The organism is Candidatus Methanosphaera massiliense, from assembly GCF_028890305.1.
Taxonomy (GTDB): domain Archaea; phylum Methanobacteriota; class Methanobacteria; order Methanobacteriales; family Methanobacteriaceae; genus Methanosphaera; species Methanosphaera massiliense.
The window spans coordinates 1,066,305-1,086,002 of the sequence record NZ_JARBXM010000001.1 but is presented as its reverse complement, the minus strand read 5'-3'; the positions used below and the strand labels follow the sequence as shown (position 1 = coordinate 1,086,002).

Below are 19,698 nucleotides of genomic sequence, written 5' to 3'. Positions count from 1 at the left end.
TTTTAGAGTGAGTAATTTAACTTAAATTTATATAGCCTGAAAAGTAATTAGATATTTTTTCCACCATATAACCAAATATTCAATATAATTTTTTTAAGTATTCATTATATTCTTAGACATCGTTTTGGTATTGTTATTTTCCAATTATTTTTCCTCATTTTAATCCCATTAATTTTATAAATTAAACAAGATATACAGTTAAACATCTAAATTAATAAAAATTATGGAGGAAAACAGTATATGAGAACGAAGAGTATTGTGGTAATATGTGCAGTAATCATAGTAGTATGTGCTATAGCTGTAGGAGCATATTACACACTTCAACCACAATATAAAACAATAACAATGAGTGGAATAACACTCGAAGTACCAAATAGTAATGCAGTAGTAAATAACACATCAACTAACTATAATACGTATGATGACAAGGACAATAATCTATCAATAAAAACATGGGCATATCGTGATATGAATGAATTAAATGAAACAGCACAGGCAGGATGGGATATCGGAACACAGTATGGTAGTAATCTAGGCCAAAATGTAACATATGATAATGTATCAGTGTCAAATAAAAGTGGAACATACTCCTATTATGAGGCAGATATACAGAATGAATGCATAATCCTCATAACAGGAACCGACATAGACCAAGTGACACATGTAGCTAAAAGTATTAATAAAACTGGAATAAACCCCGTAGGTGGAAACTTAACTCTAGAAAACATGACAAACAATACAACAATAATTAATAATACAGATAACAGTCAAAGTACCTCTACAGCATCCACTAATACAAGAAAAAACGCGAAAACAAGTAGTGATATAGGTAGTAGCTCAAGTAGTGATGATAGTGAGTACGAGGATGTACCTATTCCAGGTTCTAATGGAAAAACTGTTAAAGCAAAGGATACTGGATTTACAGATTATGGACATAGATATGAAACAGCAGATGGAAAAGCAATCTATGTCTAAAAAAAAGATAAAAGAATTAGAAAACAATTTCTCTAAACATTTTGAATGCTCTATCACTTATAAAAAAATAGAAAGTGTAGAGCATTAATATTCATGTTTTTATTGGATGTCAAAGAATTCATTTCTTGCTTCCACCATTGCTTTTATGTTTTTTTCTGGTGAAAGTGGTGCAATCATACAGCTAGGTAGTAGTACATCTACTCCTTTTTCTAATGCTTCGGTTACTTCTTCTTTTACAACAGCTGGTGATTTCATAAATAGTGTGTCTGTTGTTGATATGTTTCCACAGATTGCAGTGTCTGCTCCTATTTTTTCTCTTACTTGTTTTGCATAATTTACATCCACATCATCTGCTATACTTATTCCATCATATCCACATGTCATCATATTTTCTAATTGAGCATTTGTGTCTCCACATATGTGTAATACTATTGGTATATCTGATTCTTCAGTTAATGTTTCGTGGAATGGTGTTAGTAATTGATAGTAGATTTCCGGGGCTATTAGTTCAGGTGTTCCGTTTGGCTCGTATAGTACTATTGCATCCATGTCTAAATCATTATATAGATGTATTTGTTCTATTAATCCATCTGTTATAGCATCTAATGCATCTTCTACGTCAAAATAGTCTGTAGCTATTTTTTTAAGTATTCCTTCTATTCCTAAGCATTGTCCAAGTACTGTTATTGGTCCACTCATTGCTCCTACTATTGGCACGTCTTTATCATCATATTCTTCGTGTAGTATTTTTGTTGCTTCAATTAGAGCTGGGAATCTTGCATTGTGTATGTAGTCGTCTGGCATTTCCACATCACTTACACCCTTGAATGGTGCATGTGTTGTGCTTGATGAGTTATCATGGTCTGTTAGTGCTACTTCACATCCCATTGCTTCTGCTTCAAAACATAGGTCAAATGGTAGCATCATACTTTCTAGTCCTACATACCTGTATGCACTTGATGCTATTTTTGCCATTTGTTCTGCATCTCTGTGTCCCTTTGGCCAGGAGTTCCATCTTTAACCATTAATTCTGTCATGCATGTTGCAGGAAATGAACCTACAGGTGTTATATCAGTATCTTTATTTGTTAAAGCGTTTATTAAATTGTCTTTTAAATTAATATCCATATTCATCTTAATCACCACAATAAGATAATTCTAGTGAATCTAAACAGATAACCAGATAATTACCTTATAATATCCGATTATCCCCCAAATTCTATTTTATTATTTAAAAAAAGATTTATATATAGTTTTTATAGGTTTATATTAGAATATAACTCGTTTTTATAAAAAATAAGTGTTATTTTCAAAGTTTTAATCTATATAAATGATAAGTTTTGGATTATTAGAATTAGATTATTAGAAGAATTATCTTTATTAATAAGGATAAAAATATAAAATGTTTTTAGGAATGCTAAACAGCGACAATATAAACTCCTTCGAATCACTGAAATACTTTTTAAACAGTACCTTCAGAATCGAAATTTTAATGTCGTTATATGACACAAATAAGACAATAAAAGAATTAAAAACAGATTTAAACAAATCAGAAAGTAATCTCCTACATTACCTAAAAGACTTAGAAGAAAAAGAAATAATAGAAAAATTCAATGACTACTACTCCCTAACATCCTATGGATACATAATATCAAAACAATTATATAAATTCTTTGAGAACTGGAATAGTATAAACAATAACATAGACTTTATAGATAATCATATAGAGCCAAATCTACCACTAGACTTAACACTAAATATGGATGTATGGGAAGAAGCTGAAATAATTCAATCCACCCACTTAGACTACAACTAGGCATCACACCAATACAAGGAATTACTCCTAGAATCAAAAAATATCAAAGTAATACTACCAATACTATCACAATTCCATATACATGCAATACTCGAATCACTACAAAACAATAAGGGACATCTTGATTTAATAACATCCAAGCTAATCATGAAAAAAATACAGAAATCAGACCTAGGACCATTATTCAAAGAACTAGAAGACAAAAACCAGATAAGCATATGGTACTCCAACAGCCACGTAAAACTAAACAAATTCCTCACATGCACCGAAAACTTCATATCACTATTTCTATTCTATAATGATGGAAACTGTGATGACTCAGAAATGCTATTAGTACAAGACCAGAAGAAAGTGGATAAAATGAATCAATTAATCGATGAAAACAAGTTAAACTTCTAAAATTTACTCTAATTTTTTTATATAAAGATAGTCTAGTCACCCAAAAAAAGTAATTATTAGAATACTTGAATAAGTATTCAGTTTATTTTCGTAATTTAACTAAGTAGATTATATTTATTTTTATTTTCTTATTAACTCTTTATATACTTAACTATTTATTACATCATATACTGAATGATTAGACAATTTAGTTAATATATTTTATGTAGTATTTATTATTTGTCCATCCTGTACAGTCACTATTCTATCAGCTTGACTTGCTACAGTAGGATCATGTGTTACTACTATTAATGTTACATTATGTTCCGTGTGTAATTCTTTTAGTAGTTTCATTATTTTTTGGCTTGTCTTTGTGTCTAGTGCTCCTGTTGGTTCATCTGCCAGGATTATCCGTGGATTGTTTACTAGGGCTCTTGCTATTGCTACTCTCTGTCTTTGTCCACCAGACATCTTAGTAGGATTTTGATGTAATTTATCTTTTAGTCCCACATCTTCTAGTAATCGTATTGCCTTTTCCTCATCTTTCTTTGAAATCCTATTAGACTTTGATAGTAGTGGTATTTCCACATTTTCTAGTACTGATAGGTTTGGTATTAGGTTATGTAGTTGAAATATGAATCCTATTTCATCACACCTGAATTTGCTCAGGTTTTGTTTAGTGTTTACCACGTCTACTCCATCTACTATGATTGTTCCATCATCTGGCTTATCTAGTGTTCCTATCATGTTTAGTAGTGTTGATTTTCCACTACCAGATGATCCTATTATTGACACGAATTCTCCTTTTTTTATTGTTAGATTTAGGCCATTTAATGCCTTGGTCTGACCATTATCATAGTATTTCTTGAGGTTTCTTATTTCTATTATATTTTCTGACATACATTACCCTCTTGTTATTCATATCTTAGTGCTTCTGTTGGTGCTAGTCTGGATGCTTTAATTGCTGGATATAATCCTCCCAGTATTCCTACTATTAGTGCAACTGCAAATGCTCTGATGAATATGCCAATGTTGTATGTTAGTGTCATATCTCCACCAGTGATATTAAATAGAATTATTACTGCTAGTAGTCCTAGTATTGTTCCAATTATTCCAGATATGATTGTTAGTACTATTGATTCACCCATAATCATTGTCAGTACTTTCATACTAGTCCATCCTACAGATTTTAGTACTCCTATTTCACGTGTTCTCTCAAATACTGTCATCATCATAGTATTTATTACACCTACCCCTCCAATGATTATTGCTAATGCTTCTATTGCTGTTGTAGCAGCATTTACTACTGACATCATATTTTCTGTTGTCTTCTCCATTTCATCAGAGGTTATCGTGGATAATGTGTCATTATACTGGTTTTCTATATTATTGTTTACTGTTTCTACTGTTGTATTATCATCTACTTTCACTGCTATTGTTGATACTTCATTCTGTGAGTTTGAATCGTTTTGCAGTGTTTCTAGTCCTGTGTATATTGCTCCATCTGTAAACATTGATCCAGTCTCATAGGTTCCTACTATCTTATATTGTTCTCCTAGTATTGTTATATTATCTCCTATTGTATAATTTTCAGAATCTACTACGCTTTTTCCTACTATTACTTCTCTCTTGTTATCATTGTATGTTGAACCATTTATGGAGTTTATTCCTTCTAGTTCCAAGTCCTTGGAGTTCATTCCATATACTGTTATGGCTCCAGGTCCTGTGCCTGTGGGGTCTGTTATTGATACTTGAAGTAGTCCTGCTGTCTGTTTTACTCCACTAATATTTTTTAATTCATCTACATATGACTCATTTAGTGAGCCACTTGCTCCTCCCATCATTGATGAGCCTAATGGCATTGCTGTTATTTCAGCTGTTCCCTCTTGTAATGTTGTTTGTGTTGATTCTTCTAGGGATGCTGTTATAACACCTAGTGCTACTATTGTTGCTATCCCTATTGCTATTCCTACTATTGCTAGGAAACTTCTTGTCTTGTTTCTAAATGGATTTCTTATCATTAATTCAAGGTAATTCAATAAAAATCATCTCACTAATAATTTTACTATTATAGCCTATCTTTTTATTATTAATATACTCTTATATTCCATATATAATTAAGTACTAACTAGGACATACGCATTTATTAGATGTATTTATGTTCATAGCCATATTTTGGACTATATGCCTCATATTCACCAGTGAATGGATTATAAGACTCCCTGATACTACCATCATGTGATTGAATATGATTAACACCATCCGAACTTATCCATTCATGAACATAAGCACCATATTTAGGTGAATACTGATAATAGCTTGAATCATTAGTTATATGATAATGTAGGTCATTATTGCTATTATTATTTGAATTATTCCCATCAGGTACTGATGCAATAAAATAGAAATACACTAGGCATGCTATTAATAGTATAACTACTATTTCTAGTAGTATTATTTTCTTAGGCTGAATAATTAACCAAACCCCCTGTATATCCTATTATTTATTTACGATTGCTAGTGAAAACATCAAATAATTATTATTTTTGATAATCTATAATTTATGATTATCTATTATTGTCATAATATTTAATAATTTATTAGAAAAAATATATAAGAAGATAAACACAATAAATAATAGAAGATAATAATTAATCCCTAGAAGGTGTACCAATAGGATAAATAAAATATTTCAAAAAGTAGAAGAACAGGGTGATAATATATGAAAACAATAGAAATCTCTGATGATATTTACAATATGCTACGAGAATTACAGGAAACTAATGAATCAATGGATGATGTAATAGGAAAATTACTCGACCAATACTATGACGATGTTAATAATGGTAAACTAAACCAGGAAGTAGAAGAAGAATTTGATGATGAAATTTACTATTAATTAATGGATGTGAATAATAATGACCTCTATTGATTTATCAGATGAACTGCTAGATACCCTAAAACAAATAAAGGAAATGTATCAATTTGACTCAATAGAAGATGTAATAATAAATCTTGTGAATGCTAACATCCACCTAATGAATGGTGACATCTATGCAATGTTTAGAACATTAGGTGTTGAGGATAGGGATACACTTAATCTTATCCTAGAGATGGCAGAAGATTACTATGACAACCAGGAACAATATGAGTTAGCAATGACGGAAGAGAATGGATTCCATCCAAGCTATGGTGGATTTGAAAATAATCGATGAAAAAAAAATTAAACTCATATCTCTTTATTTTGATATATATTCATCCCTTGCTGTTATCATTGCATGCACATTCTCCTCTGGTGAATGAGGTGGAACAGAACAACTACTACAAAGTATATCTACTCCTTTTTCAAGAGCATTTACTGATTCATTTATAACATCATCCATTGAGCCTAATAGTAATGCTTTGTTAGTTGAGATATTACCACAAATCTTTGTATTACTATTTAATTCAGCACGCTTATTCATCACATAATCAAGATTTACAGCATTCTCAATACTAATAGCATCATAACCCACTCTTAGCATATCTGGTATAATAGGTGTTGTATCACCACAGATATGAAGTATTGAACCTGACTGAATATTGTCGGATAATAATTCTAATTCTGGCGTGACAAGTCTTTTAAAAATATCCGGATTAAGCAGGTCTGATGATGAGCTTGGCTCACATACACATATAGCATCAACACTATATGAGTCAATCTTACTTGTAAAATCAAGTAATGCATCTGTCACGATACTTATAGCCTCCTCAATTTCAAAGTAATCTGTTACAACAAGTTTTAATAATTCTTCTATGCCCAGTAGTTGTCCTAGCAGTGTGAATGGACCTACAACACCCACAATTAACGGCACTTCCTGATATTTTTCTTGTATTTTTTCTATTGCATCAAATAATACTGGCATTCTACCATTATATAGAAAGTCATCTGGTATACTAATATCATCTGGATTGTTAAATGGTGTTTCTATTACTTCTGGTCTTTGGTCATCACTTCTTAAATCTACCTTGCATCCTATTGCCTCTGATTCTATGGTCATGTCAAATGGTATGTTTATTCCCTCAATACCACTATAATTATATGGTGCTGCTGCTAGTTCCATCATATTATCTGCATCAGTATGTGCTTCTGGGAATTTTGCACCTGTTTTTTCCATGTATTCCATTAATACTATTGTTGTTATAGGTGCTACTGGTGTTATCTTTGTACTACTTGTTAAGCTATTCTTGAAGTTTTCTTTATAATTAATCATTATTTAATCCTTAACCATTATTTCATTAATAATTTATTTATCATTATTAGTATGTTAAATATTCTATTTAACTTATAAATATAAAAAAAAAGTTTTTTGGTGGTTAATACGTAAGTATTATAAAAATAGATATTATATAAAAAAAATAAAAGAGGAGGATATAACCTCCGCTTTTTATCAAATGATTAATTCAATAGAAATATCTTCTATTTTTTAATTGTGAGTGTATTGTTTGATTCTACTCTATTATAATTGTCATCCATGAATACTGCTGTTAGTTTATAGTTTTTAGATGCCATGCTGGATGGTATTGTGTATTTAAGTATTGCAGTTCCATTTTTTACTGTTGTTATTATTGCGTTTCCATTATTGTCTTTTAGTGTTACACCATTAAGTTTGAATACTACTTTTCCACTGTTTATTTTCATACTAGCATTTGTTTTATCAGTTATTTTTGTGGTTAGTGTGACTGTTGAACCTTTACTTGCTGTTATTGGTAATACTGTTAGTTTTGCCTCACGTTTTGTGATATTTAGTGTGTAATTAGTACTTCTTGACTGGTCATATTGATTGTTTCCATGGTATACTGCACTTATTTTTATTGTGCGTTTTGCCCATGCATCTGGGATTGTGTATTCTGTTAGTGTTGCTGTACCATTTACTACTTTTATGTATTTTATTGTTCCATCACTGTTTTTGATTGTTACACCATTTAATTTAAAGATAACATTTCCATTATTTACTATTTTACCAGTGATTGCTGTGATTCTTGCTGTGAAGTTTGTTGTTTCTCCCACTTTTACATTTATTGGATCAACAGTAATTGCTGTTTTTACTTTATTTACGTTGAGTGTTGTTTCTGTTACTGCTGTTCTGTATATGTCTGTTCCCATGTATTGTGCTTCTATTTTTGTGTTCGTAATGTTAGTTGGTATTGTTGTTATTGTTGATAGTCCTTTATCTACCTGTGCATATCCTAGTATTGTACCATCATTTGTAACAAATTTAACTGTTCCATTATTTACTGTGTTGTTATCCATATCAACTACTGTTACCGTGATTGGTGTTTCTTCTTTTATTATTCCTGTTACTGGTGTCATGTTCATTGTTACAGGTATAGTATTAATGTTACGTACTAATGTTATTGTATTATCTTCATATATTCCGTTTGGATCTGTGTATGTAATTGTAATTACTTTATCTCCAATTGTATCGAATAGGTATGTTGTTTTTATTGTTGATGAGTCTGTTAATGAGTTGATAATCTTATTGTTTACTTTCATTGTGATTGTACCTGTTATTGGATTTCCTTGTTCGTCTGTAACGTTAGCTATTAAGTTTATGATTTTATTAACTGTTATTGTTTCTGGTATGTTAGTGTTTATTGTTGATTTTCCCATTGTTTTAATTGTTATTGTGGTATTTGATGGTTTACAGGTTTCATTTCCATTGTAACTGATTATTATGGTATGTGTACCGGTTGTTTTTGGAATGTAGGTATAACTATATTTACCATTATTAGTGTTTACAATGCTAGTATTTACTCCATCAATTGTTACTATTAGACCATCTACTCCTGATTTTATGTTGTCTACTTTGTATACTCCTTTTATTATTAGAGCATTGTTTACTAGTATCACATAGTTATTGTTGTTTGAAGTAATTGTTGTATTGTGTCTGTCATCTGTTACTGTTAAAATTGCTGTATTTGTTGAGTTTAAGTATGTATTTGTTGCATTAAAGTTAGCTGTGATTATAACATCATCCATATTATTAGGATTGTATGTGAATGTTCCTATTCCATCATTGATTGTTATAAGTCTGGTGATGTCCCCTATTGTAACTAGTACATTACCTGAATTAATTAGGTTATCATTAGCATCTTTTAATGTTACTGTTATTGTATTATTCTTATATAAGGATAGTGTTCCATCTATGTTTATAGTTGTGTTTATTCGAGTTTCTGTTATACTAAGAGCTTTAGTTAGATTTGAGCTTAAGTATTGTTCAGTTTCATCTGTTCTAGTAGTGATTAGTAAATCATCAATACTGCTTGGAGTAGTTGTAAATGTGTATGTTCCATTACTTATTGTGATTTTAAAGGTATTACCATTAAATGTTATGTATACTGGTAATTCTAGATTAGTGTTATTAACATCTTTTAATGTTATTGTCACTTCACCTGGTTTATTTAATGCTAAATTACCGTCAATTGTTATTATTGGTGTTGTTCTATCATCAATTACTTTTATTGTTTTAGAAGCTGTAGAGTTTACAAATCTAATTGTACCATTAAATAATACTGTGATTGTAACGTCATTTATTGTTGTTGGCTTGTATGTGAATGTGTATGCTCCATTGGTTAGTGTTACATTTCTTGTGTCGTTATTTATTGTTACTAGTATTGTACTGTTTACTTTAGCACCATTATCTGCTATTAATGTAATGTTGATTGTATTGTTTTTATATAATAGTAATGTTCCATCTATTGTTATTGTTGTGTTACGTGGTATTATTGGTAAGTTATCTGTAACATTTACGTTACTTCCACTTACTATGAGTACTGATTCATCACCTAGTCCCTGTGTTGTGTATACTGTGTTATTTGTAATGTTTATGTTACTAGACCTGTCTAATATTTTAAAACCTGGTCCTGTTGTTACATTTACCCTGTTATATGTGACATTTGCACCTTTTACTTGTTGTAGTATTATACCTGCTGTTGTTGGTTTTATCCAATCAGCTGATGCTAGACGAGTAGCATTAGTAGTTCCTGTTACTAATATTGTGTTACCTGTGATATTATAGTCATTACTCATTAATGCTATACCCTCTGCATAGGTACCATTACTAATAATAGTGTTATTTGATATTGTCGTATTTTTAACTATTGATGATGATCCGTATGGATATGAGAATATTTCTATACCATATGTTTCATTACCTTTTACATATATTGTATTATTATGTATAAGGTTATTTTCAAAGTTTCCATCATTCCAACTACTGAATATTAAACCATAGGTTACTTGTCCTTCAGAGTATCCTGCTGTTACATCAATTATATTGTTTGTAATTGTGTTATTGTATGCCGGACTTTGGAAGAACTGTATACCATTAGCATATGTCTTTGAGGTTATGTTTATATTGTTTCCATCAAGTATGTTATTATTTACATTGCCTCCTAAATTCAATCCATAAATATAATCTGTTCCATTACCACGTACTGTGTTGTTGATTATTTTATTGTTTTCTAGGGTTACACCAGTAGGTGCCTGTACTGTTACTGATTCGATTGTACCATAACCAGAAGCTGTTGATGCATAAGTGTATAAGTAGTTATTAGCAATTGTATTATTATTAGATGAAACTATAATATTTACTGTTGGTGCTATTGCTGGGTCACTAAAGTAGTCTACACTATCTGATGGACCTGTAACTGTGATATTGCTGTTTATTACTTGGTTATTATCTGCATTAATTAGTATTACTTGTGCTTTTCCAGAGGTTGCATTCTGTATTATTGTTACATTATCAACTGTGTTATGTTCAGTATTAAGAATTATAGAATTATGGTTTTCTATGTCTGTGCTGATTATTTTAAGATTATTTATTGTGAAGTTTGCATCGCCATCTATTGTTATTGTAGCATTATATAGTATTGTATTTTCATCTTTTCCTGTTAAGGTTAGATTATTTTCTACAAATGTAAATATGTTATTATTAATAAATGCACCTTCTAACACTATTTTATCAATATAGAATGGTACTGTGTAATTAAATATTCCGTCATCATCAAAATAATTATTATATGTGTCATCAGTTATTGTAATGTAGTTTAATGGTAAATTATCTGAAATTACATTACCAGTTCCTTTATTATCTACTGCATTGTTAGCTGCTGTTGTTTTTGCATATAATGTATTATTAGATACTGTTATATTTGATGATTTTGATGATAATATTACTGCTGTGTTATATGTTGAGTTTATAAGATTATTTGTTATTGTAACATTATTTACTTTCTGATTTGATTTTGGTCCTAATACAATAGCTCCCTTAATAATGTTTGAGTTAATGTTGATATCACTTATTTTTCCATTGTTACCTGTCACTGTAATATTACCATTTATTGTGTTACCGGTTAGTGTAATATTTTTTGTTGATAATGATGATGCTGCTGCAGTAAATTCTACGTTTCCAGAGATGTTATTGTTTGTTATATTATAATTATCTATTACTCCACTGTTACTTGATTGTACTGTGAGTTTTGTCATGTTATTATCATGTAATTTTACTGTACCTTGTATTCTTGTTGCATTGAAATTGTTATTATATGCATCACATAGTGAAACTATTCTTGCAGTACCTGTTACAGTATTATTTACTACTAAACTTTTTGTTGTTGATGTGAAAGAACTTCCATTAAGCAATACATTATTTCTGTATATATTATCTATTGATAGAACTCCTATATTTCCTTCAGTAGTTGTTCCACTACCCCACTGATTTATTATACCTTGTCCTTTATTGTATTCAACAGTATTATTTTCAATTAGATTATTACATCCTGCAATACATATACCATAACATATTGCCAATGCATTACTTGGCCCATAAATTCTATTGTTTGAAATAGTATTATATTCATTACTATGATTATAGTTCGGTATATCTACATTGTATGTTGTTAAATACATTAAATTACCACATGTACCTTCTCCAATAATTGTATTGTTATCAAATATACAATGATTTACATAAGCACCCACTAGTGTACTATGTCCACCATTATTTTTTGTTTTAAAATAGCTGTTTTTAACTGTGATGTATGAAGAGTTTCCTCTGATAGATGTAACTCCTATTCCACCACCAACTACCTGGCCTTCATTGATAACTGTTATATTATTTAAGGTTACGTTTTCTGTGTTGTTTATGTATAATTGCGTGTTGTAGAAGTATATTCCAGTAATGTTACTTCCTGAACCATTACGTGTTATTGTAAATGCGTTTCCATAGCTTTCTCCAAAGAAATCTGTACTTGTAGAGTTTAATGAAATATTAGAGTCATGTGTTGTTGAAATAATGTTTACGGGCTTGTTTATAGTCATTGTGTAATTAAATGATTGTGATGAGATAAAGTTTCCTTGTAAATCAAGTACATCTCCCCTTGTTACATTGTCATTTAATTTACCACTTGTAAAGAACTGTGTGTATGTCTGATTTGTTACAACATGTGTTTGTGTATCTTTCTTTAAATTCTTAGATGTTTTCTTTGCAGTTTTTGTTGTCTTTTCCTTTGTGACATTAACTGTCTTAATTTCTTTTGTTGCCTGTGATACCTCTGTGGTTTTATGATCAACTTTTACAACATCACTTGATACTGTATGAGTTGTACTTTGTGGAATATCAACAGTAGATACACTTGTATCATTGCTTGATACATCAGCAGCACTAACCGCGGATACTCCAATAATTAAAACAATGAGAGTTATCACAAAGATAAATGTCGACTTTTTTGACATGATGTATTTAACTCCTTAACTTTTTAAATATTCAAATAAATCATATCATCATTTTTGAATAAAATAATACGTTTTACTTGAATATTAATATATTTATAAAAAATATAATATAAGTTTAATTAAACTAAAAAATATTTGAATAATTTATAAATATGACTATTACTTTTAAAGAGCTGTTAAAAAAAAGATATTATGATTTGATAAAAAAAATAGATTAAATTAAAAAAAAATAGTATAAAAAATATGAAATAAAGGTTTTATACAATAAAAACTTGAATAAATATGGTTATATAGAAAAAGAAGTATTTAAAGGGAGTATTGATGATAATAATTTCTTTTTAATTATATCATCTGACTCAATTTATCCTTCAATATCTCTCTTTTTTTAGTGTGTTACTTCTTCTCCATTCTCTGTTGGATTATTTTTTATTGTGTTGTTGCTCATAGTTGTTGTAGTGTATCTTGTATCAAGGATTGCTCCTCCACGAACTGCACTGTTTCTTGTTATACTGTTTTCTGTGATTGTAGTGTTTATTGAACGAGTGTTTATTGCTCCACCATAGGTTGCATTGTTGTATGTTATGTTGTTACCTGTTATTCTAGTATTAACTCCATTCCAGTTGTTGATTGCTCCACCATAATTTTGAGCATTGTTGCTTTTTATGGTGTTATCTTTTATTGCTGTGTTTTCTCCGATGTTGAAGATTGCTCCTCCACTAATAGTTGCTTTGTTACTGTATATATTGTTGGATTGTACTGTGTTGTTTGCTCCTCTTATGTATATTGCTCCGTATTGTGCTTGGTTGTGGTGTATTGTGTTATTTGCTATTGTTGTATTTCTTGCATTCCAGTTGTTTACTGCTGCACCGGTTGTGTTTGCAGTGTTGTATTTTATTATGTTGCCTGTGATGTTTGTGTTTGTTCCTAGGTTGTTTATTGCTGCTCCACTTCTTGCTTTGTTAGATGTGAAGTTGTTGTTGAGTATTCTGTTGTTGTTTCCCATTATAAAGACTGATCCACCACTTATACATGCTGTGTTACTTGTCATGTTATTGTTGTTTAGTTTTAATCCTGTTCCACGATAGTAGATTGCTCCACCATAGTTTGCCTGGTTACCAGTGAATTTGTTACCTGTTATTGTTGTTTTTGTGGTTTCCCAGTTGTTTATTGCTCCACCAAGGGTGTTTGCATGGTTATTAGTGAATATGTTATTTGTTATCCATGTGTTTCTTCCTAGATTGTATATTGCACCTGATGATATTGATGCATTGTTTTTAGTGAATGTGTTTTTATTTATGATTGTGTTGTTTCCTCTGTTGTATATTGCTCCGCCGTACATTCCGGTGTTGTTTGTGAATGTGTTTCTTAATATTGTTGCATTGTTTGCATTATAGTTGCTTATTGCTCCACCATTGATTCCTTTGTTGTTTAGGAAGGTGTTTCCTGTGATGTTTGTGTTGTTTGCTCTGTTTAGGATTGGTGTGTTAGCAAAGTTTCTGAATGTCATGCTTTCTAGGGATACTAATCCATTTTGTATGTTGAATGCGTTGATTATCTTGTTGTTTCCATTTAATACTGGACTGTTATTTCCTATTATTTTAAGGGTTAGGCCATTATTAAGTACTACTGTGTCGTTTATGTTGTATGTGCCGTTTAGTATGTATATTAATGAGTTATTGTATGTGCTGTTTCTTATTGTGTTGAATGCGTATGTGTAGTTCCATGGTGTTTCTGGTGTTCTTCCATTATTACTACTTGAACCATTAACTGCTACATAGTATACTGATCCGTATCTTGTACCGTTAACGTAGTATGTTGTGGTTGCTGGTTCATATCCAACAAGATTATCATAGTTTATGGATAATATGTTGTTTCCAGTTTTTAATGAGCTAGCTTGTATTGTGACACTGGCACTGCCATTTGTTACATTACCTTGATATGTGTCACCATTTACTGTGATTGTTACAGTACCATCTGCTACATTGGTTCCATCTTCACCTACTACTTTAACATTTACTGTTGTAGCGTTTGATGTGATGGTCATGTTTTCTACTGTGATGGTTGGTTTTATATTATTTACAAAGTATGTTGTACTTGCTGTAGTTTCATAGTATAATTCATTTCCGAGGTAGTGAGCATATATTGTTGTGTTTTCTATTTCTGTTGGTGTTATGGTTATTGTAGCTATACCGTTTGATATATTTGCTACTCCCAGTACAGTTGTGTCATATGCTGTGAATTCTACTGTACCATTGGTTACTGCTCTTCCATCTTCACCTGTTACTGTTACAGTTATTGGTGTTGTTTTGTTTATTGTTGTGTTTATTGGGTCGATTGTTATTACTGCATTGTTTAGTAATACATTGAGATTGCTTGTTGTACTTGTTGTAGCATATACTCCGTTAGGATCTGTGTATGTTACTGTGATTACTTTACGTCCTGCTTCTTCTGATACATAGTAAGCTGTTATACTGCTTACGAATGGCTGTGATATTATGGTTTCTCCGTCAACTGTTATTGTGATTGTACCAGTTATTGGGTTTCCATATGCATCTGTTGCGTTTGCTTGTATTGTTATGTATTTGTTGATTGTTGTGTTTTCTGGGATGTTTTTATTAATTATTACTTTGTAGTTTCCATCTACTGGTTGGTTATTACTTATTGTGATTCCTGTTTGTTCTACTGCGTCGTCACCTGCTATGTCTTGTGCTTGTATGTAGTTGTTTGTTACTTGGTTGTTTGTTCCTTTTGCTACTGAGATAACTGGTGTTTCCTCGTTTTCAGCATTTATTAGGATTACATTATCCTCAATATCTACTCTTGTAGCGTTAGTTATGTTGAATGCTACTACGGGGTTGTCACTGGTTGCTGTGATATTGTTATAATTAATGTATTTAGTATCGGTTGTTGTATCATTAGTGTATGATACTACTGTTATGTTGTCACCATTTGCTGTTATATTGTTGTATTGTAATGAACTCCATCCGAATATTCCATTGTTGGATTCTATAGCTATTACGTTGTTTCCGTCTATATTTACCTTATTATTCTTGAAATCTCCATTACTGGTGATTGTTACTAATGCTTTTGCTGTGTCATCTGCTTTAATATTTATATTATTTCTTTCTAGTTCTACTATGCCGTCAGGTGACCATCTTGGGTTTGATGATGGTACTCCAACAAAGTATACTGCTGTTGCATTTTTACCTGTTACTGTTATGTTGCTGTCGAACATTTCAAAGGTTACATAATAATTTGTTTTACTTATAGATTCAATTGCTGTAACATTATCCCCTGTTACATTAATATTCATGTTAAGTAGATTGATTCTTGTATTACTGGTTCCAGTTTCATTGTTTATATCAACTATTACTGCTTTTTTATCTACATTATTTATATTAATACCTGTTACTGTTACACTTCCAGCTTGACCACCAGTGTATTCTAGTGTACCGTTGTATATTGTGTAATTTCCAGCATTAATCAAGTTAATGAAGGTATTGTTAAATATTAAATCTACTCCTTGTAGGTCTGATCCTAATACTAATACGCCTACTTTTTTATCATTTGGTGCAACATAATTATATACGCCATTTTCATCAAATATTGATGAGTATGTCTTGTTTGTTATTACTAATAATATTGGGCTGTTGTCACCTACAGTAATATTATCACCATTTACAGTGTTTACTGCATTATCTCCACCTAATAGGTTATTATTAGAGTATAATGTGTTATTGTTTACTGATGTGTTAGCTGAGTTTGTAACTGTTACTGCATACATTGATGTAGTGCTAGCATCTACTCCTCTTACAACATTATTATTAGCTTTGATTAATTCAACTGCTGTGTTATTAGTTTTTAGTGTTCCTGTTTGACGGCCAATGTTTGAATTATTGGTGTTTATTAATTTTATTGCAGGACCATTTATTATGTTAGTATTTCCATGATTAATTGTTACATTATCACTGTCTTGTACTAGTATTCCAGCGGTTGTTGGTGCAATCATATCATATGTACCGGTTACTGTAGAGTTACTTACACCGTTTACATTAATTGTGTTTGCGGTTATTGTACTGTCTTTTCCTACAAATGCAATACCTATTGTATGATTTCCATTACCATTTAAATTGTTATTATTTATTACAATACCTGATAATGGGGATGTTGCAGTACTGCTGTAGGTTTCTATTAGATATACGTTATCAGCAGTTGCTGTTACAGTGTTTGAGGACATTGTTGTTCCTGATACATCTGTTTTACCGTATACACTTATTAATAATCCGTATGCGTATGATTTTGCATTGATGTTTATTGTGTTTGATTGGAGTGTGTTATTTGCTGCTGTTCCGTATCCAATCTGTATACCTGCTGCGTAATTATCAGAGGTCATGTTAATGTTATTAGATTGAATAGTGTTACTGTTAGCGTTTTCTCCAACATTTATACCATAAGCATAATCTGTTGCTTTTACTGTTACTTTATTATTTTTTACAACGTTATTGTTTGCAGTGCTTGAACTAGAACCTTGTACTGTAATACCTTCAACGGTACCAACACCAGTTGTGGTTGTTGCTATTATATTTACAATATTATTTTGTACAGTGTTTTTATCAGATAATATTATTATTCCTGCTACATTAGATACTACAGGATTTTCTGCCCAGTTCATACCTTTTGATGGAGCATAAACAGTGATACTGTTATTTTCTATTTTGTTATTTACTCCTGTTACATATATTTCCTGTGCTGTTGATTTTGTAACATGTTTAATATTTACGTTACGTACTTTATTATTATCTGTTTCAAGTATTACTGCTTTATTATTATTTCTAGCATTGTTTATTGTTATGTTATTAATTGATAATTTACTTTCATCCATAGATGCGATTGTAGCATTATTTAATGTTGCATTTACACCTATAATTGTTAAAACAACATTTTTGAATGTGAAGTTTTTATTATTAAATGTTCCTAATAAGTTGATTGTTGAATAATTGTTTATTAAGCTTGTAGCATTGAATACTCCTTTTTCATCAAAGAAGTTATTATATGTTTCATCTGTAATATTATATATGCTACCTGCTTCTGGTGTGTTATTTTCTACAGTGTTACCGTTTGCTATTGTTACTGTGTCCATACCAGCATGAGTTCCTGCTATTAAGTGGTTGTTTGCTATTGTGTTATTTGTTCCTGTTACTGTTAATGTGTAGTCTTCTTCGTTTACAATAAGGTTATCTGATACATTTACATTTTTTGCATTGTTTAATCTAACTGTACCAGTTACATTGTTTGCTGTGATGTTAGTACCAGCAGCTCTAGCATTATTTACAATAATATTATTAACTGTGTTGTTTGTAACATTTACAGCTGCATTGCTTACTGTTAATTTTTCAGTTATGTTATTATTTCTTACTATTGAAGAAGATGATGCTGTTAAGTTAGCTACATTGTTGTTTTCAATAACGCTACGTAATCCTGTGGTAATGGAACCAGCAGTGTTATTTGCAACATATCCATCTACCATTCCATTTATATTTCTTACTGTATTGTTTACAATAGTGTTATTTGCTGTGGTTCCACCCCAAGCAGTGGTTATAGCACCGTTAGCAGTGTTACCACTTACAAGGTTATGTTGACCAGATAAAACAATACTCCATGAAATAGCAGAACCTAATGGTCCCCTTACATCATTATTTGTAATATTATTATAACTGTTATTTAGTGTTGTACCCTGTGGAGGGTTATATATGTTAAGATATAATAAGTTACCTACGTTTCCTACTCCTCTGATGGTACAATGGTCAATAGTACAGTATTCTGATCTTGTGATTACAAATGAACTGCTTCCACCATTGTTTTCAGTGTAAATATAACAATCACGTAGTGTGATGAATGTTGATGCTCTAACTGCAGTTTGACCTACTCCACTACCTACTCTCTGGTTGCTTACAACCATGGACATGTTGGTAAATGTTATATTAGTTGTTTGGGTTACCCAGAATTGAGTGTTGTATAAGTAGATACCACTGAATGTTGAATTTGCAGCTCCAGGTCCAACCCAGAAACTATTACCCGGATTTTCACCGAATAGACTACCTGCAGTTGTATTCAATGATATGTTAGCATCTTTTGTTGATGATATTACATTTACTGGTTTTGTGAATCTTAGTGATCCATTTACAAATAAATGACCCTGGAAGTCAATTGTATCACCAGCTACAACATCATCACTTAAATCATAGTTATGACTATTTGTTGAGCTATTTGTACCATTTGCTACAAATACGGTATTCCAATTGTCCTGGTTTACCACGTGAGTTGTTGCTGTCTTTATATTTTTAGTTGTTTTTACTGTTTTATTATTATCAGTATTTGTTTTTACTGTTTTAATATTGTCAGTACTTGATTTTACTGTTTTAATATTGTCAGTATTTGTTTTTACTGATTTTACACTCTTCTTAGTGTTTGTGACTTTATTATCACTGGTTTTTATATTATTATCTTCTTTTACAACAGCTTGTGTTGTTGCATGTGAAGTTATATGAGTATCTTCAACAGTTGCTACATTTGTATCATTAGTTGATACGTCAGCAGCACTTACCGCTGATACTCCAATAATTAAAACCATGAGAGCTATCACAAACATTAATGTCGATTTTTTAGACATTGTTTAATTAAACTCCTAATTTTTAATTGTTACATCCAAATAATTCATACTACAAAAAAATAATACGTTTTACTTGAATATT

General features: G+C 30.9%; 12 protein-coding genes and 1 pseudogene. 5 read left to right on the top strand and 8 right to left on the bottom strand.

All coding sequences use genetic code 11. The features are described from left to right. Positions 1–240 precede the first annotated feature (240 nt). Positions 241–975, top strand: a complete 735-nt coding sequence (locus OTK55_RS05155; protein WP_274871006.1) for a hypothetical protein — start codon at positions 241–243, stop codon at positions 973–975. A 99-nt stretch (positions 976–1,074) separates the two neighbouring features. On the opposite strand, the gene OTK55_RS05150 is transcribed toward OTK55_RS05155, so the two are convergent. Together OTK55_RS05150 and OTK55_RS05145 are read right to left on the bottom strand one after the other, a co-directional pair. Further along, on the bottom strand, positions 1,075–1,950 hold the full coding sequence (locus OTK55_RS05150) for a uroporphyrinogen decarboxylase family protein (protein ID WP_274871004.1): 876 nt from the start codon (positions 1,948–1,950) through the stop codon (positions 1,075–1,077). Further along, complete coding sequence (locus OTK55_RS05145) at positions 1,938–2,108, bottom strand: hypothetical protein (protein ID WP_274871003.1); 171 nt, start codon at positions 2,106–2,108, stop codon at positions 1,938–1,940. The genes OTK55_RS05150 and OTK55_RS05145 overlap by 13 nt, the downstream gene beginning before the upstream one ends. A 280-nt stretch (positions 2,109–2,388) precedes the next feature. Between OTK55_RS05145 and OTK55_RS05140 the strand changes: the two genes are divergently transcribed. Next, positions 2,389–2,790 (top strand): ArsR family transcriptional regulator, encoded by a 402-nt coding sequence (locus OTK55_RS05140; RefSeq protein ID WP_274871002.1) that lies wholly within the window; start codon positions 2,389–2,391, stop codon positions 2,788–2,790. Between the two features lie 21 nt (positions 2,791–2,811). Continuing rightward, positions 2,812–3,189 (top strand): annotated as a pseudogene (locus OTK55_RS05135) (transcriptional regulator FilR1 domain-containing protein); the annotation flags it as partial. Between the two features lie 201 nt (positions 3,190–3,390). On the opposite strand, the gene OTK55_RS05130 reads toward OTK55_RS05135, so the two are convergent. The 3 genes from OTK55_RS05130 to OTK55_RS05120 form a co-directional block, all read right to left on the bottom strand. After that, positions 3,391–4,068, bottom strand: coding sequence for an ABC transporter ATP-binding protein (locus OTK55_RS05130; protein WP_274871000.1), 678 nt, complete (start codon positions 4,066–4,068; stop codon positions 3,391–3,393). 14 nt (positions 4,069–4,082) lie between these two features. Beyond that, a complete protein-coding gene (locus tag OTK55_RS05125; RefSeq protein ID WP_274870999.1) occupies positions 4,083–5,207 on the bottom strand; it encodes an ABC transporter permease in 1,125 nt (374 codons plus the stop codon). Between the two features lie 107 nt (positions 5,208–5,314). Beyond that, positions 5,315–5,581: a hypothetical protein gene (locus OTK55_RS05120; RefSeq protein ID WP_274870998.1), complete on the bottom strand. Its 267-nt coding sequence runs from the start codon at positions 5,579–5,581 to the stop codon at positions 5,315–5,317. A 309-nt stretch (positions 5,582–5,890) separates the two neighbouring features. Between OTK55_RS05120 and OTK55_RS05115 the strand changes: the two genes are divergently transcribed. Both OTK55_RS05115 and OTK55_RS05110 read left to right on the top strand, forming a co-directional pair. Further along, on the top strand, positions 5,891–6,067 hold the full coding sequence (locus OTK55_RS05115) for a DUF7557 family protein (RefSeq protein WP_274870996.1): 177 nt from the start codon (positions 5,891–5,893) through the stop codon (positions 6,065–6,067). Positions 6,068–6,086: 19 nt separating this feature from the next. Next, complete coding sequence (locus OTK55_RS05110) at positions 6,087–6,383, top strand: hypothetical protein (RefSeq protein ID WP_274870995.1); 297 nt, start codon at positions 6,087–6,089, stop codon at positions 6,381–6,383. A gap of 24 nt (positions 6,384–6,407) precedes the next feature. Here OTK55_RS05110 and OTK55_RS05105 read toward each other — a convergent pair whose 3' ends face one another. From OTK55_RS05105 to OTK55_RS05095, 3 genes are all read right to left on the bottom strand, one after another. Beyond that, positions 6,408–7,421, bottom strand: coding sequence for an MtaA/CmuA family methyltransferase (locus OTK55_RS05105; RefSeq protein ID WP_274870994.1), 1,014 nt, complete (start codon positions 7,419–7,421; stop codon positions 6,408–6,410). 206 nt (positions 7,422–7,627) lie between these two features. Then, positions 7,628–12,946, bottom strand: a complete 5,319-nt coding sequence (locus OTK55_RS05100) for a beta strand repeat-containing protein (RefSeq protein WP_274870992.1) — start codon at positions 12,944–12,946, stop codon at positions 7,628–7,630. A 385-nt stretch (positions 12,947–13,331) separates the two neighbouring features. Next, on the bottom strand, positions 13,332–19,616 hold the full coding sequence (locus tag OTK55_RS05095; protein WP_274870990.1) for a beta strand repeat-containing protein: 6,285 nt from the start codon (positions 19,614–19,616) through the stop codon (positions 13,332–13,334). Between the last annotated feature and the right edge of the window lie 82 nt (positions 19,617–19,698).